General features: G+C 63.0%; 13 protein-coding genes and 2 tRNA genes. 12 read left to right on the top strand and 3 right to left on the bottom strand.

The annotated features are described in order from the left end of the window. The first annotated feature begins 167 nt into the window (after nt 1–167). The 12 genes from selA to DXC99_RS04945 all read left to right on the top strand — a co-directional run bounded on the left by selA (nt 168) and on the right by DXC99_RS04945 (nt 17641). Nucleotides 168–1625: an L-seryl-tRNA(Sec) selenium transferase gene (gene selA, locus DXC99_RS04895; protein WP_158551648.1), complete on the top strand. Its 1458-nt coding sequence runs from the start codon at nt 168–170 to the stop codon at nt 1623–1625. After that, complete coding sequence (gene selB / locus DXC99_RS04900; protein WP_117629434.1) at nt 1622–3586, top strand: selenocysteine-specific translation elongation factor; 1965 nt, start codon at nt 1622–1624, stop codon at nt 3584–3586. Before selA ends, selB begins: the two co-directional genes overlap by 4 nt. A 62-nt stretch (nt 3587–3648) precedes the next feature. Continuing rightward, a tRNA-Sec gene (locus tag DXC99_RS10345) sits at nt 3649–3745 on the top strand. 263 nt (nt 3746–4008) lie between these two features. Then, a complete protein-coding gene (gene gdhA / locus DXC99_RS04905; protein WP_117629435.1) occupies nt 4009–5364 on the top strand; it encodes an NADP-specific glutamate dehydrogenase in 1356 nt (451 codons plus the stop codon). A gap of 132 nt (nt 5365–5496) precedes the next feature. Beyond that, the gene (locus DXC99_RS04910) at nt 5497–6399 is read left to right on the top strand and encodes a xanthine dehydrogenase family protein subunit M (protein ID WP_199408869.1); all 903 of its coding nucleotides are present in this window, start codon (nt 5497–5499) and stop codon (nt 6397–6399) included. Continuing rightward, a complete protein-coding gene (locus DXC99_RS04915; protein WP_117629437.1) occupies nt 6399–9230 on the top strand; it encodes a molybdopterin cofactor-binding domain-containing protein in 2832 nt (943 codons plus the stop codon). The genes DXC99_RS04910 and DXC99_RS04915 overlap by 1 nt, the downstream gene beginning before the upstream one ends. A 140-nt stretch (nt 9231–9370) precedes the next feature. Then, nucleotides 9371–9454, top strand: a tRNA-Leu gene (locus DXC99_RS04920). Between the two features lie 88 nt (nt 9455–9542). Next, on the top strand, nt 9543–10844 hold the full coding sequence (gene tig, locus DXC99_RS04925; RefSeq protein WP_233505673.1) for a trigger factor: 1302 nt from the start codon (nt 9543–9545) through the stop codon (nt 10842–10844). Nucleotides 10845–11007: 163 nt separating this feature from the next. Continuing rightward, the gene (locus tag DXC99_RS04930) at nt 11008–11628 is read left to right on the top strand and encodes an ATP-dependent Clp protease proteolytic subunit (protein WP_022095182.1); all 621 of its coding nucleotides are present in this window, start codon (nt 11008–11010) and stop codon (nt 11626–11628) included. A 1-nt stretch (nt 11629) separates the two neighbouring features. Next, on the top strand, nt 11630–13036 hold the full coding sequence (gene clpX / locus DXC99_RS04935; protein WP_117629438.1) for an ATP-dependent Clp protease ATP-binding subunit ClpX: 1407 nt from the start codon (nt 11630–11632) through the stop codon (nt 13034–13036). A 284-nt stretch (nt 13037–13320) separates the two neighbouring features. Continuing rightward, the gene (locus DXC99_RS04940; protein ID WP_117629439.1) at nt 13321–16017 is read left to right on the top strand and encodes a valine--tRNA ligase; all 2697 of its coding nucleotides are present in this window, start codon (nt 13321–13323) and stop codon (nt 16015–16017) included. 280 nt (nt 16018–16297) lie between these two features. Then, a complete protein-coding gene (locus DXC99_RS04945) occupies nt 16298–17641 on the top strand; it encodes a folylpolyglutamate synthase/dihydrofolate synthase family protein (protein ID WP_117629440.1) in 1344 nt (447 codons plus the stop codon). Between the two features lie 349 nt (nt 17642–17990). On the opposite strand, the gene DXC99_RS04950 is transcribed toward DXC99_RS04945, so the two are convergent. The 3 genes from DXC99_RS04950 to DXC99_RS04960 all read right to left on the bottom strand — a co-directional run bounded on the left by DXC99_RS04950 (nt 17991) and on the right by DXC99_RS04960 (nt 21332). After that, nucleotides 17991–19079 carry a Xaa-Pro peptidase family protein gene (locus DXC99_RS04950; RefSeq protein ID WP_117629441.1) on the bottom strand — a complete coding sequence of 363 codons (1089 nt, stop codon included), beginning with the start codon at nt 19077–19079 and terminating at the stop codon, nt 17991–17993. Nucleotides 19080–19546: 467 nt separating this feature from the next. Further along, nucleotides 19547–19945, bottom strand: a complete 399-nt coding sequence (locus DXC99_RS04955; protein WP_117629442.1) for a DUF1667 domain-containing protein — start codon at nt 19943–19945, stop codon at nt 19547–19549. Between the two features lie 4 nt (nt 19946–19949). After that, nucleotides 19950–21332, bottom strand: a complete 1383-nt coding sequence (locus tag DXC99_RS04960) for an NAD(P)/FAD-dependent oxidoreductase (RefSeq protein WP_369831452.1) — start codon at nt 21330–21332, stop codon at nt 19950–19952. Nucleotides 21333–21336 lie beyond the last annotated feature (4 nt).

The following is a 21336-nucleotide window of genomic DNA, read 5'->3' on the forward strand; positions in this document are numbered from 1 at the left end:
ACCAAAAAGGGACAGGTTTATTTTGGCAGGTTTTAGACGAGGCGCTTCGACGTCTTGTCACGAGCTGCCATAATGGACCTGTCCCTTTTGCGTGCGCGCCGGTATTTATTTGCCCGATGACGATCGCGGGGGACCAGCTTTTTATTGAACATGTCGAAAGGCTTTTCATGAGCGACTGCGAATCCATGTCTGCCGAGGTGCGCGGCCGCCTGCGTTCCATTCCCGCCGTTCACGAGCTGCTTGCCGAGTGGCCGGTCATGAAGGCTGCTGGCGATGCAGGCGACACGATGGTACGCGAGGCGATTGACGCCGAGCTCGATGCCGAGCGCGCGGCGATTCGCTCCGGCGTCCCTGCAAGGAACAAGCGCGAGCTCGCCTTGGCAATTGAGCAGCGGACCCATCGCCTGTCGCTGCCGACCCTGCGCCCTGCCGTCAACGCGACGGGCGTTGTGATTCACACCAATCTGGGCCGTGCTCCGCTTGCTCCCGCAGCGGTGCAGGCGGTGGCCGATGTCGCCCGCGGCTACAGCACGCTTGAGTATGACGTCGCGACCTGTGCCCGTGGGGGCCGCAAAGAGCATGCCGCGCGTCTGCTGCGCACGCTCACGGGGGCGCAGGACGCCCTGGTTGTCAACAACAACGCCGCGGCGGTGCTGCTGGTGCTTGCCGCGCATGCAAGCGGCAAAGAGGTCATCGTGAGCCGTGGCGAGCTTGTCGAGGTGGGCGGCAGCTTCCGCATTCCCGATATCATGGCGGCTTCGGGTGCCAAGCTTGTCGAGGTGGGCTCCACCAACCGCACGCATCTGGATGATTACCGAAGCGCCATTACGCCCAATACGGCGATGATCTTGAAAGTTCATCCTTCTAACTACCGTATCGAGGGTTTCCACGAGGAGGTTTCCGCGGCGGAGCTTTCTGCGCTGGCGCATGAGCACGGGCTGTTACTGTACGAGGACCAGGGCTCGGGCGCTTTGCTTACAGATGAGGTGCTCGTCGATGCTGGGGAGAAGCCCACGTCCGCCTCGCTTTGCGCCGGCGTTGACGTCGTCTCGTGCTCGGGCGACAAGCTGCTCGGCGCCTCGCAAGCGGGCATTATTCTCGGTAGCGCCCAGGTAATCGCCGCCTGTGCCTCGCATCCGCTTATGCGCGCGCTTCGCCCCGGCAAGCTCACGCTCGCGGCGCTCGAGGCCACTTTGCGCCTGTATGTGACCGGATCCGATACAGCGCATCGGGAGATCCCGGTGCTCAACATGCTTTCCGGCGCGCCGGCTCCGCTCGAGCGTCAGGCCAAGCGCCTGCATGACCGCATGCTGCGCAAGCTTCGCGAGTCTCAGTGTGAGGAGGCGGTGGAGCTGCAGGTTGTCGAGGGCGTGTCTGCTCCGGGCGGCGGTTCGCTGCCGACCGTCGAGCTCCCAACTTTTTGCGTTGCCGTCTGTCCCGTCGATGGGCGTCTATCCGCCGATGGCCTAAAGCGCGCTATGGTACAGGAGCCCGATACGCCGGTTGTGACGCGCGTGCGGCACGACCAGGTGCTTTTTGACGTTCGCACGCTTTTGCGCGACACCGACCTTGACCTGTGTGCGTCTGCGTTGGCGGATGCCGTGCGGGCAGGTTTGCGTCGATGACCGCGCGCGAGCTTGTCGAATGTCCCGTTATCGTCGGAACGGCAGGACACGTCGACCACGGAAAGTCGGCCCTTATCGAGGCGCTGACCGGCAAAAATCCCGACCGTCTGGAGGTCGAACGGCGCCGAGGCATGACCACTGAGCTCGGCTTTGGCGAGCTCGAGCTTCCCAGCGGCAAGCTTGTCGGCTTGGTCGACGTACCCGGGCATGCGCACTATCTGCGCGCCATGGTGCAGGGCGCCACCGGCGTGGACGTTGCGTTGCTGGCGGTTTCGGCCGTTGAGGGCGTGATGCCGCAGACCCGCGAGCACGTTCGGGTTCTGGAGCTGTTGGGTGTGACGCGCATGGTCGTCGCACTCACGATGCGCGATTTGGCCGACCACGAGATTGCCGCGCTGGCGGAGCTCGATGTCGAGGCGTTTCTGGACGGGACCGTGTTTGCGGGTGCCTCTATAGTGCCGGTGTCCTCCAAGACGGGCGAGGGCCTGGACGAGCTGCTTACGACGCTCGATAACACGGTTTGTTCGTGCTGGTCGGAGCATCTGGAGGCGACCGCTGGCTCGGGCGCCGCGCCCCGTCTTCCCATCGACCGTTGCTTTAGCATCCGCGGCACCGGAACCGTCGTGACGGGTACGCTGCACGACGGTCCCGTTTCGGTTGGCGATGAGCTCGTTGCGCTGCCGTCGCAAACGCGCTGTCGCGTGCGCGGGGTGCAGGTTCACGGGGATACCCAGTGCGCGGTTCCCGGCCAGCGCGTCGCCCTGAACCTGGTGGGCGATGGCGTGGCGGGCCTCAAGCGCGGCGAGATGCTCGGCGTCGAGGGTCGCGTGGGCCAGACGCTGCGCTTTTTGATGCAACTGACATATGTGGGGCGCGATGGCGTGCGAGCCGGCGTTCTTGCTTCGGGTACACGCGTGCACGTTATGGCGGGCACGGCTGAGGTGCTCGGCCGCATTATGCTTTTAGACGACGAGCCGCCTATTGCGGTCGGCGAGACGCGTGTGGTGCAGGTGCGCCTGGAACGGCCGCTGCCGTTGCGCGCCGGCGATCATGCCGTCATTCTGTCGTATTCGCCGATTTCGCTGCTTGGCGGCGGACGCGTCCTGCTATCGCGCTGTCGCCGCGCGCGGGTCCTGTCGGCGGGGGAGCGCGCGTTGTATGCGGCGCTTGAGTCCGGAGATGTCGCGGACGGCGTACACGCGTGGCTGGCGCTGCAAACGCTGCCTGTTGCTGCTGCCGGTGTTGCCGCAGCGCTCGATCTTGTTACCGGCGAGGTCGAGATCGTTTTGCGTGGGCTTGTGGACCAGGCTGCCGTGTGCGAGCTTGCTGCGGGCGGTGCGGTGCTCTACGCAGATGCCTCGGCTCTCGATGCTGCAATGGATGTGCTGGCTGCGGCCTTGTCCTCCATGCACGCGGCGGCTCCCAAAGAGATCGGCTTTACGTCCGGTGCGGTCGCGCACGCGGCTTGGCCGGGCGCCGGTAACGATGTCGCGATGGCACTTATTGCCGAGGGCTGTGCACGTGGCGTGTGCGCCGTCGACGGTGCCGAGGTGTTCGACCCGCATTCCGCCGCCGCGGCGATACGCGTGGTGCGCGAGGCTGGCCAGCGTATCGTGGCCCTGCTGGATGAGGCCGGTCTTAATGCGCCGACGCTTCCCGAGGTGAGCGAACAGTTGCAGCTCGATCGCGACACCATGACGCGTGTACTGCGCGAGCTTTCGCTCAACCACTCGATCGTTAAGGTCGAGCGCGACGTTGCCTTGTCCGCCGCTGCCGAGGCCCATGCGCGTGAGGTTGTTGCGACGGCTATCGAGGCTGCTGGCGGCGCCGCCACCACGAGTGTGCTGCGCGAAGCCCTGGGCGTGTCGCGCAAACGAACCATTAGCATCTTGGAGCACCTGGATGCCGTGCGCTTTACAGTACTCGACAAGGAGTCCGGCGGTCTGAGATCGCTGCGTTAGCGGTTTCCGCATCGCTCTTTTCGGTTGTGGTCTGTTGGGTTTGGTAAAATACCGCCACGTTTGGGAGCGGATGGGCTCCGGTGGGCCCCGCGGTCTTCAAAACCGTTGTGAGGCGTGCAAAACGTCTTGGATGTGTTCGATTCACATCCGTTCCCGCCAACGCATCTCGCCAAAACCACCACAAAGGTGCCTGTCCCCTTTGTGGTGGTTTCGAAACGTGCGGGAAACAGCTTCGAAACACGCGATTTGCTCGTCAGGCGGTCAAAAAGCTATCTACCTGCATCGTAATCAAAATGAAACATCCGCTCGTTGCCTTATTCGTAACTTTGTAGCAACAGTGCGATATTATCCATACTCGATAAAGCTCACGGCGCATGGGGCGCCGCGAACGACACCTTTCTTTTCCATCAATTGGAGGAAGCATGAGCTACACGCAGAAAGTTCTCGACGAGCTCAAGGCCCGCTATCCCGAGCAGCCTGAGTTCATCCAGGCCGCGACCGAGATCCTCGGCACCATCCAGCCGGCGCTCGACGCCCATCCCGAGTACGAGGAGGCCGCCCTACTGGAGCGCCTCGTCGAGCCCGAGCGCATCGTTATGTTCCGTGTTCCCTGGGTCGACGACCAGGGCAAGGTCCAGGTCAACCGCGGTTACCGCGTCGAGTTCAACTCTGCCATTGGGCCCTACAAGGGCGGCCTGCGCTTTAACCCGACGGTCACCCTGGGTATGCTCAAGTTCCTGGGTCTGGAGCAGATTCTTAAGAACAGCCTGACCACCCTTCCCATGGGCGGCGGCAAGGGCGGCTCCGACTTTGACCCCAAGGGCAAGTCCAACAACGAGATCATGCACTTCTGCCAGTCCTTCATGACCGAGCTCTACCGCCACATCGGCCCCAACACCGACGTTCCCGCCGGCGACCTGGGCGTTGGCGGCCGCGAGGTTGCCTACATGTTCGGTCAGTACAAGCGCCTGACCAACGAGTGGACCGGCGTCCTCACCGGCAAGGGCCTCTCCTTTGGCGGCTCGCTCGCCCGTACCGAGGCCACCGGCTACGGCCTGGTCTACTTTGTGGACGAGTACCTCAAGAGCCGCGGCGAGTCCTTCGGGGGCAAGAACGTCGTCGTTCACGGTTCCGGCAACGTTGCTATCTATGCCGTCCAGAAGGTCTCCCAGCTCGGCGGCAAGGTGCTGGCCTGCTCCGACACCCACGGCTGGGTCGAGGATCCCGACGGCATCGACTACACCGTGCTCGAGCACGTCTACAACAAGAAGCGCTCCGGCCACGACAAGGGCGTTACGCTCGCTATGTACGTCGACGAGAAGCCCAATGCCGTGTGGCACGAGGGCGACGGCCGCGGCGTGTGGCAGCTTCCCTGCGACATCGCGCTGCCCTGCGCTCGCGAGAACACGCTGCTGCTTGAGGACGCCCAGGCGCTCGTCGCCAACGGCTGCAAGGTGGTCGGCGAGGGCGCGAACATGCCCACGACCATCGAGGCCACGACCTACTTCCAGGAGAACGGAGTCGTCTTTATGCCCGGTAAGGCTGCCAACGCCGGCGGCGTGCTCGTGTCCGGCCTGGAGATGAGCCAGAACGCCGAGCACCTGTCCTGGACCTTCGAGGAGGTCGACGGCAAGCTCGAACAGCTCATGCGCGGCATGTTCCACAACGTGGACGACACCGCCAAGGAGTACGGCGAGGAGGGCAACTTTGTCATGGGCGCCAACATCGCCGGCTTCCTGAAGGTCGCCGACGCCATGCTCGCCCAGGGTGTCTGCTAGATTCAGCTCGACATAGCATTGATGAGGCTCCCAGCTATTTCGGCTGGGGGCCTTTTTCTGTGGCGGCGAGGGTCGTGCGTCCTCGTTTGGTACACTAAGAGGTACTGGACAAGTGAAGAGATGGGGGAGAACGTGCTCAAGTTCGGTACCTACGTCCGTGTTGGAAACGCGGCCGAAGCCTATGAGCTCTTGCAGAAGAACCGCAACAACAAGATTGTGGGCGGCGGCATCTGGATGCGCCTGGGATCGCGTCGCGTGGCGACGGCGATTGACCTTTCGGCCTGCGGACTCGATCAGATCGAGGAGACCGAGACCGAGTTTCGCATCGGTGCCATGTGCACCCTGCGCCAGCTCGAGTGCCATGCCGAGCTCAACGCGCTCGTCAACAACGTATTTGAGTTTGCCGTTCACGACATCGTGGGCGTGCAGCTTCGCAATACCGCCACGGTGGGTGGCAGCATCTACGGCCGCTTTGGTTTTTCGGACGTGCTTTCCGCCTTCCTCGCGCTCGATTCCTATGTTGAGCTGACGGGCGCCGGCCGCGTGCCGCTCGCCGAGTTTGTGAACATGGGCTATGTGCGCGACGTGATCGAGCGCGTCGTGGTCGTTAAGCACGATTACCGCGCGAGCTACGAGGCCGTGCGCAAGGCCGCGACCGACTTCCCCTCTCTAAACGTTACCGCCGCCTGGTGGGATAACAGCTGGCATGTCACCGTGGGTGCCCGCCCGCTGCGTGCGACCCTGCTGCAGGGCGAGGCATGCGGCCTCGAGAGCGAACAGCCTTCCGAGGACGAGCTGCGCGCCCTGGCCGCGTCCGTGCGCGCGCTGAGCTATGGCACCAACATGTGGGGCTCGGCCGAGTACCGCCGCCGCATCTCGGCCCCGCTGGCGATTCAGGCCGTGCGCCGCGCCGCCGGCATCGAGCTTTCGGCCGCGCTTGCCCGCGAGCTCGAGGGCGTGCAGATTCCCAAGCACGCCACGGACGAGTATTCCTGCCGCCGCGTGCCCGGCGTCGATTCTAGCGAGGTGCGCTAATGGCTGCCAAACTCATCGATCTTTCCTTTACGCTCAACGGCCGCAAAGTCAAGGTTCAGATTGCCCCCGACACCATGCTCTTTGCGCTGCTGCGCGAGCAGGGCTGCGCGTCGGTGCGCTGTGCCTGCGAGACCACCAACTGCGGCCTGTGCACGGTGTGGCTCGATGGCGACCCGGTGCTGAGCTGCTCGGTTCCCGCCGCCCGTGTTGAGGGCCGCTCGGTCACCACGCTCGAGGGCCTCAAGGCCGAGTCTGAGGCGCTCGCCCGTGCGATGGCTGCCGAAGGCGCTGAGCAGTGCGGTTTTTGCGCCCCCGGCCTCATCATGAACGTGCTGGCGCTCGCCCGCGCCGCCAAGGAGGACCCGAGCCTCGTCGCCACGCGCGAGGAGCTCTCGCGCCAGCTGGCCGGCAACCTCTGCCGCTGCAGCGGCTACGAGAGCCAGCTGCGCGCCATCGTCCGCTTCCTTAACGAGTCCGGCGTGCAGGTGGGCTTTGAGATGCCCGAGCTGCCGGTCAACGACACTAGCTGCGACGGTGTCTCGTACAAGCAGATCACCCATAAGCAGCCTAAGAAGGACTCGAAGGCCCTGCTCGAGGGCCGTCCCGTCTACACGGGCGATATGGTGCCCGCCGGCGCGCTCATCGTTAAGCTCAAGCGCAGCCCGTATGCCCGCGCCAAGATCTGCTCCATCGACACGTCTCGCGCCCTGAAGGTGCCGGGCGTCGTGGGAGTCTACACCTATGAGGACGTGCCCAAGCGCCGCTTTACCATCGCCGGTCAGAGCTATCCGCAGCCGAGTCCCTACGACCGCTTGATCCTCGAGAACCTCGTCCGTTACCAAAACGAAGAGGTGGCGATCGTCGCCGCCGAGACCGAGGAGGCCGCAGACAAGGCGCTCAAGCTCATCAAGGTCGACTACGAGGTGCTCGAGCCCCTGCTCGACTTTACCCAGGCGCTCGATAACGACATCGTGGTCCACCCCGAGGGCGACGTGACCTTTATGTTCCCGCAGGGCGGCGATGTCCCGCGCAACCTGGTGTGCAGCGGTACCAGCGATTTTGGCGACCTTGACGAGGCCTTCGCCCAGAGCGACATCGTCTTTGAGCGCACCTACACCAGCCAGGCCACGCAGACCGCGCCCATGGAGACCTTCCGTGCCTTCGCGACGACTGACGCATTCGGACGCATCTCGGTGACCACCTCTACGCAGGTGCCCTTCCACGTGCGCCGCATGGTCGCGCAGTCGCTCGACATTCCGCAGTCGCAGGTGCAGGTCATTAAGCCGCGCATCGGCGGTGGCTTTGGCTCCAAGCAGACGGGCTGCTGCGAGATCTTCGTTGCGTTTGTGACGCAGCAGACCGGCCGTCCGAGCTACTGCTGCTACACCCGTGAGGAGACCATCACTGCGGGCAACTCGCGCCACCAGATGCAGATGACCGTTAAGCTGGGCGCCATGAACGACGGCACCATCACGGCCATCGACCTGCACACGCTGTCCAACGCCGGCGCCTATGGCGAGCACGCCACCACGACGATCGGCCTTTCGGGCCACAAGAGCCTGCCCATCTACAACCACGTGAAGGCGAGCCGCTTTAGCTGGGACGCCGTCTACACCAATACCAACCGTGGCGGTGCGTATCGTGGCTACGGTGCCACCCAGGGCCAGTTTGCCGTGGAGAGCGCCGTCAACGAGCTCGCCGACATGCTGCACATGGACCCCGCCGACCTGCGCCTTAAGAACATCGTGCGCGAGGGCGAGATCATGCCGCAGTACTACAACGAGAGGCTCAACGCCTGCGCGCTCGACCGCTGCCTGCTGCGCGCGATGGATATGATCGGTTGGCGCGATAAGCCGCTGGCCGTCGATCTGGGCGACCGCGTGCGCGCCCTGGGCTGCGCGCTCACCATGCAGGGCTCGGGCATTTCCAACGTGGACATCGCCGGCATCGACATGCGCCTGGAAGAGGACGGCTTCATTACCATCGGCACCGGCGCCACCGATAACGGCATGGGCGTCGACACGATCCTGGCGCAGATTGCCGCCGAGGAGCTGGGCGTGGAGAGCTCGCTGATCGTGGTGCGCGGCGTGGACACCGACGTGTCGCCGTTCGACGCCGGCTCGTACGCGAGCTCTGGTACCTACGTGACGGGCCTTGCCGCCAAGAACGCCGCGACCGAGCTGCGCGAGAAGATTTGCGCCAAGGCCGCTCAGATGTGGGACGTTGACGCCGCCGACGTGGTCTTCGACGGCCAGTACGTGCGCCTGTCCGACGAGCGTGCCGCTCGTGAGCAGAACCGCTACCTCACGCTGCGCGAATTTGCCAACCTATGCGTCAAGAACATCGCGGGCGGCGACGCGCTGACCTCGCACGCCTCTGCCTGCCTGCCCGTTTCGCCCCCGCCGTTTATGGCCGGCATTGCCGAGGTCGAGGTCGACAAGGCCACCGGCAAGGTGACCGTGGTGGACTACGCGGCGGCCGTCGACTGCGGCACCGTGATCAACGAGGCGCTCGCGCGCGTCCAGGCCGAGGGCGGCATTGCCCAGGGTATCGGTCATGCGCTCTACGAGATCGTCGAGCACGACGACCGTGGCCGCCTGCGCACCGGCAACTTTATGAGCTACAAGCTGCCCACGCGCCTGGATATCGGCAGCATTCGCGTGGCCTTTGAGCCGAGCTACGAGCCGACGGGTCCGTTTGGCGCCAAGTCGATCGGCGAGGTCGTCATCAACACGCCGCTCGCCGCCGTGGCCTCGGCCGTCGCACACGCCACCGGCCACCAGGTGCGCTCGCTGCCCATCACACCGGAGAAGGCTCTGCTGGGGGAGTAGCGGGTCATCTAACAAGTCGTAGTTGGCGGGACGGGACAACTCGCCCCGCCTTTTGCACTCGTGGTGAGGTCGTGAGCCTGTAAAAGGTGTGCGTGCGCTTGTCGTTCGTATCTGCTATCATTCCTAGTCTGTGCGCTCATGCGGGCGTGGCGGAATTGGTAGACGCGCCAGATTTAGGTTCTGGTGGGATTCCCGTGAAGGTTCGAGTCCTTTCGCCCGCACCAACGCATCTGCGTCGGCTCTGGCCGTCGCGACACTTTGTTGCATAAAGGTACCAGCACCTCAGATAAGCTGGGCAGTATGAGGAGGAACGTGTTGAACATCACCGCTTCTGACGTCAAGGACGCCAAGCTCACCGCTACGGTCACCATCCCGGCCGCCGACGTCGACGCCGCGATCAAGAAGGCCTACAAGGACACCGCCAAGAAGTACCGCTTCCCGGGCTTCCGTGCCGGTAAGGCTCCCCGTCCGGTCATCGACTCCGCTCTTGGCGCCGAGGCTACCCTCGCTCAGGCCACCAACGACCTGATCGCCGCCAACGAGCCCGCCGTCCTCAACGAGCTGGACATCGTCCCCACCAAGAACGGTGACTACAAGGAGCTCGACCTCGCCAAGGATCACGAGGACTACACCTACACCGTCGAGTTCTCTCTGCGTCCTGCTGCTGAGCTCTCCTCCTTCGACGCTGTCGAGATCGAGATGCCCCCTGCGGAGGTCACCGAGTCCGAGATCAACAACCAGGTCGAGATGCTCCTCAACTACCGTGCCACCTTCGAGGACGTCGAGGGTCGCGCCGTCGAGGCTGACGACTATGTGACCGTCGACCTCAAGGCCGTCGAGAACGCCGACAACTTTGCCGCCGAGGGTCGCATGCTCATCGCCGGTAGCGACAGCAACCCCAAGGAGTTCAACGAGGCCCTGATCGGCGCTAACGTTGACGACGTCAAGACCGTCACCTGGACCGACGAGGTCGAGGAGGGCGAGGAGGCCGAGACCCACACCGTCGAGGTCACCGTCAAGGGCATCAAGGTCCGCAACACCCCCGAGCTCACCGACGAGCTTGTCAAGTCCGACTTCGGCTTCGACAGCATCGACGCCATGCGCGACGCCATCAAGATCGAGATCGAGCAGGACAAGGCTTCCCGCCTGCCGGCCGAGAAGGAGAACCGTTGCGTCTCCGCTCTCGCCGAGCGTCTGCAGCTCGACGAGATGGACGCCGACTACGAGCAGTCCGTCTTTGAGGAGCTTGGCCAGAACTTCCTGTCCAACCTCGCTGCCCGCGGCATGACGCTGGACACCTGGCTGCCCGCTTCCGGCCTGACCATGGAGCAGTTCATCGGCGACCTGCATAAGCAGGCCAACGACGTTGCCCGTGAGTCCCTGGCTCTGGACGCCCTCGCCCGTGAGCTCAAGATTGAGGTCACCGAGGACGACATCAACGCCGAGTTCGAGAAGGCCGGCGTCAAGGACGTCGAGGCTTCCAAGGCCGAGTTCATCGCCGATGGCCGCATGCCTGCCGTCCGTGAGTCCATCCGTCGCTCCAAGGCCGTCGATCACCTGGTCGAGAACGCCAAGGTGACCGAGGTCGACGAGACCGCCAAGGACGCCGAGTAATTCTCGCCACCTTGTCCACGAGCGCATGCATGCGCCCGTGATGGGGTAAAGTTATAAGCCGGTTATCCGGTTGCTTCGTACGGTGCCAGCCAATGCATAGCATGCGGGCACCGTACGTTTATCTAGAACCAATTTGGTCCGCAAGAGAGAAATGGAGATGCGTATGATCGCTAAGTTCGATTCCGCCCTCGTGCCATACGTTATCGAGCAGACGCCGCGCGGCGAGCGCAGCTACGATATCTATTCGCGCCTGCTCAACGATCGCATCATCTTCTTGGGCGAGGAGATCAACTCCGTCAGCGCCAACCTGGTCGTTGCCCAGCTACTGCATCTTGAGAGCCAGGATGCCGAGAAGGATATCTCGCTCTACATCAATTCGCCCGGCGGCGAGGTTTACTCCGGCCTGGCGATTCTTGACACCATGAACTTTATCAAGCCGCAGGTCTCCACCATCTGCGTCGGTATGGCTGCGTCCATGGCCGCCGTGCTGCTTTCGGCTGGCGCCAAGGGCAAGCGCTTCTGCCTGCCGCACTCCAAGGTCATGATTCACCAGCCCAGCGGCGGTGCCCAGGGCCAGCAGACCGAGATCGAGATCGTTGCCGAGGAGATCAAGAAGACCCGTCGCGAGCTCAACCAGATCCTGTCCGATGCCTCGGGCCAGCCCATCGAGAAGGTCCAGGCCGATACCGAGCGCGACAACTACCTGACCGCTGCCGAGGCCCTCGACTACGGCCTGATTGACCGTATCGTCACCTCTCGCGATCTCGCCGCGAAGGACGCCTAGGATGGCAGGAAACATGCAGGACAACTTTGACGAGAACGGCAACCCCATCCGCTGCTCCTTCTGCGGAAAAGAGCAGGGCCAGGTCCGACGCCTCGTAAAGGGCCCGACCAACATCTTTATCTGTGACGAGTGCGTCGCCGCCTGCTCCGAGATTCTGGAGGAGTCGCTGGCTTCGGACTTTATGGACGCTGCCCGCAATGGCAAGCTGCCGGGCTTCCTCAATGACCACGGCCAGGCTGCCGGGCAGCCCGCTGTGGACCCCGAGACCGAGGGCTTTGAGCTCGAGGACGACCGCCAGGTCATCACGCACGTGCCGACGCCGCACGAGATCTATGACGAGCTTTCGGCTTATGTCATGGGCCAAGAGGACGCCAAGCGCGCCATGTCGGTTGCCGTGTACAACCACTATCGTCGCGTGATCGAGGGCGGTGCTGCGCTTTCGGCCTTTGACGACGGTTTGGACTCGCAGCTTGACGATGACATGGACGAGGTGGAGCTCGCCAAGTCCAACATCCTGCTGCTCGGTCCCACCGGTACCGGCAAGACCCTGTTGGCCCAGACGCTCGCGCGCATCCTCGAGGTGCCGTTTGCCATCGCCGATGCCACCGCGCTCACCGAGGCTGGTTACGTTGGCGAGGACGTGGAGAACATCCTGCTCAAGCTCATCAATGCTGCCGATGGCGACATTGAGCGCGCTCAGGTGGGCATTATCTACGTGGACGAGATTGACAAGATTGCCCGCAAGGCCGAGAACCTCTCCATTACCCGCGATGTCTCGGGCGAGGGTGTGCAGCAGGCGCTGCTTAAGATTCTTGAGGGCACGGTGGCCAGCGTTCCGCCTACCGGTGGCCGCAAGCATCCCCAGCAGGAGCTGCTGCAGATCGACACGACTAACATCCTGTTTATCTGCGGCGGTGCCTTTGTGGGTCTGGACAAGATCATCGCCGACCGCGTGGGCAACAAGGGCGTGGGCTTTAACTCCGAGATCGCCGGCCCCACCTCGGTCGACGAGAACGACCTGCTGCGTCAGGTGCTCCCGCAGGACCTCAACGCCTTTGGCATGATCCCCGAGTTCGTGGGCCGTACGCCCGTTGTCACCCAGACGCAGGCGCTCGACGAGGACGACCTGGTGTCGATTCTGACCGAGCCCAAGAACGCCGTGGTGCGTCAGTACCGCAAGATGTTCCAGCTCGAGGACGTTGAGCTTGAGTTTGAGGCCGCGGCCCTTCACGAGATCGCCCGTATGGCGCTCGCCCGCAAGACCGGCGCCCGCGGCCTGCGTTCCATCTGCGAGGACGTGCTTCAGCAGACGATGTTCGACCTCCCCAGCGAGGAGGGTGTCGCCAAGGTCATCGTGACCGAAGCGGCGGTTAAGGGCGAAGAACAGCCCCAACGCATCTACGGGTAAACCTGCCAAAAACGTGCTTGCAAATAGCCTCCGACCATCCGCGGTCGGAGGCTATTTTATATATACGCAAAACACCCAACTACCTGTGTTATTCTGTGTGTTTGGTTAAGCCTCAGCGAAGTCATATCAGACTGAAGTAATCGATACCTAAGGCGCGTCCGCCTGCTTGGTTTTCGTAGATTCCGCACGAGCCGAAGAGCACTTAATGTGCTCTTCGTGCGAGCCAGGACCTGACCGAGCGAAAACCAAGCAGGTGGACACGCCGGCGGGACAGGGAGAGATATATGGAAGAGATGCCCAAGAACTACGATCCGTCGACCAACGAGCCGGCGATCCTGCAGAAGTGGCTCGACGGCGGCTACTACAAGCGCCGCGAGGGCGTGGGCGACTGCACCGTCACCATTCCGCCTCCCAACGTGACCGGCAAGCTCCACATGGGTCACGCCACCGACGACTCCATCCAGGACGCCATCATCCGTATGGCCCGCATGCGCGGCAAGTCCACGCGCTGGGTGCTGGGCACCGACCACGCCGGTATCGCTACGCAGACCAAGGTCGATAAGAAGCTCAAGAGCGAGGGCATCAGCCGCTTGGAGATCGGCCGCGACAAGTTCGTCGACGCCTGCTGGGACTGGACTCACGAGTACGGCGGCATCATCGTCGAGCAGATTAAGCGCATGGGCTGCTCCGTCGACTTCGACAACGAGCGCTTCACCATGGACGAGGACTATGCCCAGGCCGTGCGTAAGGTCTTCTGCGACTGGTACCACGACGGCCTGATCTACCGCGGCAAGCGCATCGTCAACTGGTGCCCCAACTGCACTACCGCTATCTCGGACGACGAGGCTGAGTACAAGGACGAGAAGGGCCATCTGTGGCACCTGCGCTACCCGCTGACCGAGCCGGTCAACGGCCAGGACTACATCGTCGTCGCTACCACCCGTCCCGAGACCATGCTCGGCGACACGGGCGTTGCCGTCTCCCCGAAGGACCCCGAGAAGGCCGCCTTTGTGGGCAAGACCGTCATGCTGCCGATCGTCAACCGCGAGATTCCCATCTTTGAGGATTGGCATGTCGACGCCAACTTTGGCTCCGGCTTCGTCAAGGTCACCCCGGCCCACGACCCCAACGACTACGCCATGGGTCAGGCCCACGACCTGCCGCAGATCAACATCTTCGACGAGCACGCGGTGGTCGTCGAGGGCTACGGCGAGTTCACCGGCATGAACCGCGACGAGTGCCGCGAGGCCGTCATCAAGTGGTTCGACGAGCACGGCCTGCTCGACCACGTCGAAGAGCTCGACCACTCCGTCATGCACTGCTACCGTTGCGACTCCGCACTGGAGCCGTGGCTGTCCGAGCAGTGGTTCGTGGCCGTCGATAAGCTCAAGGGGCCGGCGCTCGACGCCGTCAACTCCGGCAAGGTCACCTTCCACCCCGCGCGCTGGACGCAGACCTACACCACCTGGATGGAGAACCTCAAGGACTGGTGCATCAGCCGCCAGCTGTGGTGGGGCCACCGCATCCCCGTGTTCTACTGCGAGGACTGCGGCTGGGAGGACGCCCTCACCGAGGACACCGACGTGTGCCCCAAGTGCGGCGGTCATCACGTGCATCAGGACGAGAACGTGCTGGACACCTGGTTCAGCTCGCAGCTGTGGACCTTCGCCACGCAGGGCTGGCCGCAAAAGCCGGAGCTGCTCGAGGGGCATCACCCCACGACGGCGCTGGTCACCGCGCGCGACATCATCGCGCTGTGGGTCGCCCGCATGGTCATGAGCTCGCTGTACTTCCTGGATGAGGTGCCGTTTAAGGACGTCGTCATCTACCCGACGATCCTTGCCAAGGACGGCAGCCGCATGTCCAAGTCCAAGGGCAACGGCGTTGACCCCATGGACCTCATCGGTATGTACGGTGCTGACGCCATGCGTTACAACCTGCTCACGCTGTGCACTAACAACCAGGACGTCAAGTTCGACGCGAACATCGATAAGAAGACCAAGAAGCTCATCGACAGCCCGCGCACCGAGCAGGCCAAGAGCTTTGTGACCAAGATCTGGAACGCCAGCCGCTTCCTGCTTATGAACATGGAGGGCTACACGCCCGGCGAGCCCGTCGTTGAGACGCCGGCCGACGCCTGGATGTTCAGCCGCCTGGCCAAGGCCGTGAAGATGGTCACCGAGGGTATTGAGAAGTACACCTTTGGCGACATGGCGCGCGGCGTGCAGCAGTTCTTCTGGAACGAGGTCTGTGACTGGTACGTCGAGGTCACCAAGGCTCGCCTGAAGGGCGAGGGCCGTCTGCAGGCGCAGCGCAACCTGATCTTTGTGCTTGACACGTCCATTCGCCTGATGCACCCGCTCATGCCGTTCGTGACCGAGGAGATCTGGGACAACATGCCGGCGAGCGTGCTCGATCTGGACGCCGAGGGCAACGTGGACCGCGCCGAGGCGCTCATGATCGCCAAGTGGCCCGAGCCCGCCGACTACGCCAAGTATGTTGACGAGGACGCCGAGCGCGCGTTTGAGCTGTGCCGTACCGTCGTGTCTGCCGCCCGCGCCACGCGTTCGCGTTATCGCTTGAGCCCCAAGGCCGAGCTCGACGTGGTCGTGCGCGCCGGTGCCGAGGACATCGAGAAGCTCGAGAGCTTGCGCTCCACGATTGAGCCGCTGGCAAACACTGCCTCGCTGGTCATGGGTACCGACGTCGAGAAGCCGGCTGCGAGCATTGCCGTGGTCGATAGCGGCGTCGAGGTCTTTGTGGTGCTCGAGGGCAAGGTCGATCTTTCGGCCGAGAAGGCACGCCTGGAGAAGGAGATCGCCGCGGCCCAGAAGGAGCTTGCCGGCTGCGAGAAGACGCTGTCCAACGAGGGCTTTGTGGCCAAGGCCGCGCCCGCGGTGGTCCAAAAGAAGAGGGACCGTGCAGCTGAGCTCAAGGAGATCCTGGCGGCGCTGACCTCGCAGGTTGCTGACTTCTCGTAAGCGGTACTGGGGGACGCGGTTTGGGGCATTGCTCGCTACTGCGGACAGTCCTGCGCAAGACGGACAGCACATTAAGTGCTGTCCTTTGCGTGCGGAACTTGCGGCGAGCAAAGCGTCGGGCCGCTCCTAGTGCGGTTACGTGGTTGTTTGCATCTGGCGTGTTAGGGCCACTTGGTTGTGGCCTTGATCTCGCTGCAAGCGGATAGAGGCTGATATTGTCAACGCGAGGGGCTCATTCTTTTTGGTGGGCCTCTTTTTCTGTTATGGGGGACTTTGGGTTATGGCTAAGCGTTCTGGGTCGTATGTCGTTCCTTTCTCGTTTGAGTTGCTTTCGTTTGATGAGGCTGTTGGGCTGGCTGCTGATACGGGGCGGATTTCTGGGGATGCTGGTCCTCTGCTCGAGACGGTTGTCGATATGCTCGATGAGCTGGGGCGTCCGGACGAGTACTTTGATTGCATTCAGGTTGCCGGTACTAATGGCAAGACTTCGACTACGCGTTTTTCGGCTGCTATTCTTCGCGGCGAGGGGCTCAAGACCGCGCTGTATACGTCGCCGCAGCTGGTGCGCTATCCCGAGCGCATGGAGGTCGATGGGCGCGTCGTGAGCGATGAGGCCTTTGCTCGTGGCGTTTCTGCCGCCGTCGAGGCGGGGCATCGCGTGAATGCCCGTCGTGTGGCGGCGGGGGAGCGCGCCTATACCATCACGCCGTTTGATCTGTTGACGGCCGCCGCGCTTGTAGTGTTTGCCGAGGCTGCGGTGGATGTTGCCGTGCTTGAGGTTGGCATGGGCGGACGCTGGGATGCTACGAGTGCGACCGATCCCGTGGCCGTCGCCATTACGGGCATTGGACTCGACCATACGAAGGTCCTGGGCGATACGCTCGAGGCCATCGCGGGGGAGAAGGCTGCGGTTATTAAGCCTGGGCGCCTGGTTGTTTTGGGCGAGGGTACGCATGAGGCGAGCGTTCAGCGCGTGATGGATGCCCGTTGCCGTGAATGCGGTGTGGTGCCGCTCGTGGTGAGTCACGCCACGACTAAAGTGCCGGCGCATGTGGGCGACACGGTTGAGTTTAGCTGCACCACGCCGCGTGCGATTTATACGTCGAGCATGGTCAAGCCGGCCTATCAGCCGCAGAATGCCGCGTGCGCGATTATGCTTTGCGAGGGGTATCTGGGTCGTGAGCTCGACCACGATGCGCTGGATGAGTCGCTTATGGGTTGCCCCACACCGGGTCGCTTTGATGTGCTGGGAACCGATCCGCTTAAGTTGATTGACGCCTGTCATAATCCCCAGAGCTGCGAGAACTTTGTGAGCGCGCTGGACGAGATCGATCCGTGCGTGGAGAACCGCCCCACGCTGCTGTGTGCCGCGCTGGCCGATAAGGACGTGGCGGGTATCGTTGACGTTCTGGTTCCGGCATTCCCCCGCGTGGTCGTGACCCAGACCGATTCCGATCGCGCCCTGCCGGCAGAGGAGCTCGCCTCCCTGGTGGACGCCGACAAGCTCGCGGGCGTGTACCCCAGTGTATCCGAGGCCCTCGCGGCTTTCGATGCCGCGGGCGAGCCTTTCGTAGCAGCCGGTACCATCACCCTAGCCGGCGAAGTAGCGGGGCTGCTCCGTTAACCCATCCCCTCATCAGTTGCGGTGAAATACGGACTGTTTTACAAGCCAGAAGCCTCAAACGGTCCGTATATCACCGCAACTCAAAAGCAGTCAATTTGGGACGGGGCTTTTTTGGCTGCCCTGCGCCTCGAGTTGACTTGCTCGCCACGAAATGGGCCTATTTACTACGTTTGACCGGTAACCCTCGACCATACCGAGAATTGCGAAATCAAAACCGCAGGTAAAGGGCTTGCCAGTTTTGCGAAAACACGGGTATGGTCGACCCACGCGGGCTAAACGTAGTAGATAGGCCGTTTTTGTGGCGGCATTCATGTGATGCGGCAAAGGGACAGCCCCTTTGCCGCATTGCCTAGTCTAAGCGGACCGGATCGTGGGGGTAGGCGTTGAGAATCTCGACGCCGTTCTCGGTCACCAGGGCTAGGTCCTCGATGCGGACGCCGGTGTGACCGGGGAGGTATATACCCGGTTCGATAGAGAACGTCATGCCCGGCTCTACGACCTGCTCGTTGGCGAGCGAGACATCGCCCGGCTCGTGGTCTTGCAGACCGATTGAGTGACCCAGACGGTGCGTAAAGTACTGCCCATAGCCCGCATCCTCAATCACGTCGCGTGCGGCGCGGTCCAAGTCGCACATACGAACGCCCGGCGTGATGAGCGCCTCGGCGGCCTCGTTGGCGCGGCGCACGATGTCGTAGACGTGCGCGGTCTCCTCGTCCGGCTGGCCCCAAAAGAACGTGCGTGTCATGTCCGAGCAGTAGTTGTGACGGCGTCCGCCAATGTCGAACAGCACCACGTCGCCATGCTTGAGCACGGTATCGTCGGGTTCGTGATGCGGGTCGCCGGCGTTGGCGCCAAAGCTCACGATGGGCGGAAAGCTAAAGCCCTCGCAGCCGTGCTTGCGGTACAGGCCGAGCATCTGGTCGGCGATTTCGCGCTCCGTCACGCCCTCGTGGACGAGTTTGATGGCATCGGCCATCACGGCGTCGTTGGCGGCCGAGGACACGCGCATAAGCTCCTGCTCGGCGGCATCCTTGTAGGTGCGCGCGGCGGTGACGGCAAAGTCACCCAGGAAAAACTCGCTTGCGGCGTGGTGCTCTATGAGCGGCATCAAAAAGCCGGAACGCATGACAGTGTCGACGCCAAGCGGCTTGGCTGGGTCGATCTCACTCGCGATGGCGTCGGTCACGACGTCGGTGTCGTTGTGGTAGGCCACGCGGGCATTGTCGTACTCGGGCAGCTGATGCAGGGCGTTAATCAAGATTACCGGCTCGGCATCGCGTGCGAGCAGCACGCCGCAAAAACGCTCGAACATATCGGCATAAAAGCCGGTCAGGTAATAGATCGACCACGGGTCGTTTACGAGCAGCTGCGCGCCGGGGTGCTGAGCCTCGAGCGCATCGAGCACGCGCGCCACACGCTGGTCATCGACATGTGCCATACATCGTCCTTTCGCTAGGTTGCCACCATGGTATCCCCAATGCCGGCGTAGTCAATTTGGGACGGGGCTATTTTAGCTGCATCAAACATGCGGAATGATAGGTAAAAGTAGTCATAAGAGGGTCGTCCCAAATTAGCTGCTTTCAAAACTATGGCGGATTACGGGGCTGGACCTGTATTACTTGACCATGGGAAAAATCGCGAAATTAAAACCGCAGGTAGACGGCTTATCAAAAATCGAAAAATGCCGGTATGGATGGGGGTCTCCGAATCAGCCCCGTAATCCGGCATAGTTTTGAAATGGCACTAAAGTAGGCACAATCTAAATATCGATCCCAAGGCAAGTTGCGGTGGAATAGTTCCTGGATGCCGGGGTTTTGGCGGAAATCAGGAACTATTTCACCGCAATTGAGGAGGGGCGGGGTGGATGGCGGGGTAGCTAAAAGAGCCCCGTCCCAAATTAGCTGCTTAGGCTGGGTCGATGTCCATGCTGGCGATGAGGTCGATGCCCGTGTTGAGGGGGTCTTCCAGAACGACGTCGCCCATGCGGATGGGGGCCTCGACGACCACGCCGCGGATGAGGTCCATCGCCTGGGCATGGAGTGCCAGCGGGATGGCTTCGGCCGTGCGCACGGGCAGCAGCGCCTCGTCGCCGCCGGATACGGCAACGGTGGTGGTGAGCACGCGCATGGGACAGGTGAGCTCCTGATGTGCAAACTTATCACCGCGCGGGCAGCTGTTGCCGGTTACGGAGCGTACCTCTACCACGGCGCCGTCTGCGCTGCGCTCGACCTCCACGGTCAGGAGGCACTCGGAGGGGCAGGTGGTGCAGTTGAACTGCAGCGTTTCAATCGCGTTTGTGCTCATGACTCTACGCCTCCTCAACGGGGTCGACGGACAGGACTATCTCGCTAACGCCCAGGTCGAGTGCGCGCTGAATTACCTTTGCCGGTAGTGGGAAGCTCTCCATTACGCTCGGTTTAAACGGGCGGACCTTGCCTGCAAACAGCTCCTCGTCGCCTGCCAGAATGCGCACGCGGGCAGCATCGACCGGCCGACGTACGCGGAAGTTGAGCTTAGTGAGTGACACGGCCGTGATGCGTCCCGGCAGTGCGTAGCCTGCGATGCCAGCGGGGGAGACCGTGAGCTGGCAGCCCGCGCCCGCCACTCCCGCCGCGGTGCCGACAGCCCCCAACGCCCACGCCGCCGCAGCCGCACCGGCACGTTCGGACTCGGTCGTCACGTTGTCGGCCAGGTCGTGCACGTGCAGCACGTTGCCGCAGGCAAATATGCCCGGCACGCCCGTCTGCAGGCTCTGGTCCACCACGGCACCGCGCGTACGTGGGTCCAGCTCCACACCCGCGGCAACCGAAAGCTCGTTTTCGGGAATCAGGCCCACCGAAAGCAGTAGCGTGTCGCACGGAACAACACGCTCGGTCCCCGGAATGGGTGCTAGGTGCTCGTCGACCTGACTCACCTCGACGGCCTCCACACGATCGTGCCCGATCACACGCGTGACCGTGGTAGACAGATGCAGTGGAATGCCAAAGTCTTCCAGGCAGTTCTTAACATTGCGACGCAGGCCGTTGGCGTACGGCATGAGCTCGTACACACCCTCGACGGAAATCCCCTCGAGCGTGCAGCGGCGCGCCATGATCAGCCCGATGTCACCTGAGCCCAAAATGACGGCGCGCGAGCCGGGCTTGAGGTTTTCGATATTGATGTATCGCTGCGCCAAGCCGGCCGTAAACACGCCGGCGGGTCGGCTACCAGGGATCTTGATCTCGCTGCGCGTGCGCTCGCGGCACCCCATGGCAAGGACGACCGCACGCCCGGTGAGCTTCAGCATGCCGGCACGGTTCATGAGCGTGACGGTATGGATGGCGGCATCTCCCGCGCCCTCGTTCGTGCCCGGGTCGGCCGCGCCCGCGCCCTCGCTCGAATCAATCCCAAGCACCATGCTGCCCAGGAACAGCGCAATGTCGGTCGAGCGCACCTGGTCGATAAAGCGCTGCGCGTACTCGGGGCCGGTGAGCTCCTGCTTAAAGTGCGAAAGGCCAAAACCGGGGTGAATGCACTGGCGGAGGATCCCGCCCAGATGCTGCTCGCGCTCCGCGATGGCCACCTGCGCGCCGGCCTTATGCGCGGCAAGCGCGGCCGCCATACCGGCGGGACCGCCGCCGATAACGATCACGTCGAACGCCTGCGTCTGCACCGCCTCTGTAGCTCCGGTCTCCGCGCGTTCGTCGCGCATATCA

The organism is Collinsella sp. TF10-11AT (genome assembly GCF_003437565.1).
Lineage (GTDB): Bacteria > Actinomycetota > Coriobacteriia > Coriobacteriales > Coriobacteriaceae > Collinsella.

Coding starts and splice junctions, on each gene's coding strand:
- selA (WP_158551648.1), top strand. CDS start 168: ATGAGCGACTGCGAATCCATGTCTGCCGAGGTGCGCGGCCGCCTGCGT.
- selB (WP_117629434.1), top strand. CDS start 1,622: ATGACCGCGCGCGAGCTTGTCGAATGTCCCGTTATCGTCGGAACGGCA.
- gdhA (WP_117629435.1), top strand. CDS start 4,009: ATGAGCTACACGCAGAAAGTTCTCGACGAGCTCAAGGCCCGCTATCCC.
- DXC99_RS04915 (WP_117629437.1), top strand. CDS start 6,399: ATGGCTGCCAAACTCATCGATCTTTCCTTTACGCTCAACGGCCGCAAA.
- DXC99_RS04930 (WP_022095182.1), top strand. CDS start 11,008: ATGATCGCTAAGTTCGATTCCGCCCTCGTGCCATACGTTATCGAGCAG.
- clpX (WP_117629438.1), top strand. CDS start 11,630: ATGGCAGGAAACATGCAGGACAACTTTGACGAGAACGGCAACCCCATC.
- DXC99_RS04940 (WP_117629439.1), top strand. CDS start 13,321: ATGGAAGAGATGCCCAAGAACTACGATCCGTCGACCAACGAGCCGGCG.
- DXC99_RS04945 (WP_117629440.1), top strand. CDS start 16,298: ATGGCTAAGCGTTCTGGGTCGTATGTCGTTCCTTTCTCGTTTGAGTTG.
- DXC99_RS04950 (WP_117629441.1), bottom strand. CDS start 19,079: ATGGCACATGTCGATGACCAGCGTGTGGCGCGCGTGCTCGATGCGCTC.
- DXC99_RS04955 (WP_117629442.1), bottom strand. CDS start 19,945: ATGAGCACAAACGCGATTGAAACGCTGCAGTTCAACTGCACCACCTGC.
- DXC99_RS04960 (WP_369831452.1), bottom strand. CDS start 21,332: ATGCGCGACGAACGCGCGGAGACCGGAGCTACAGAGGCGGTGCAGACG.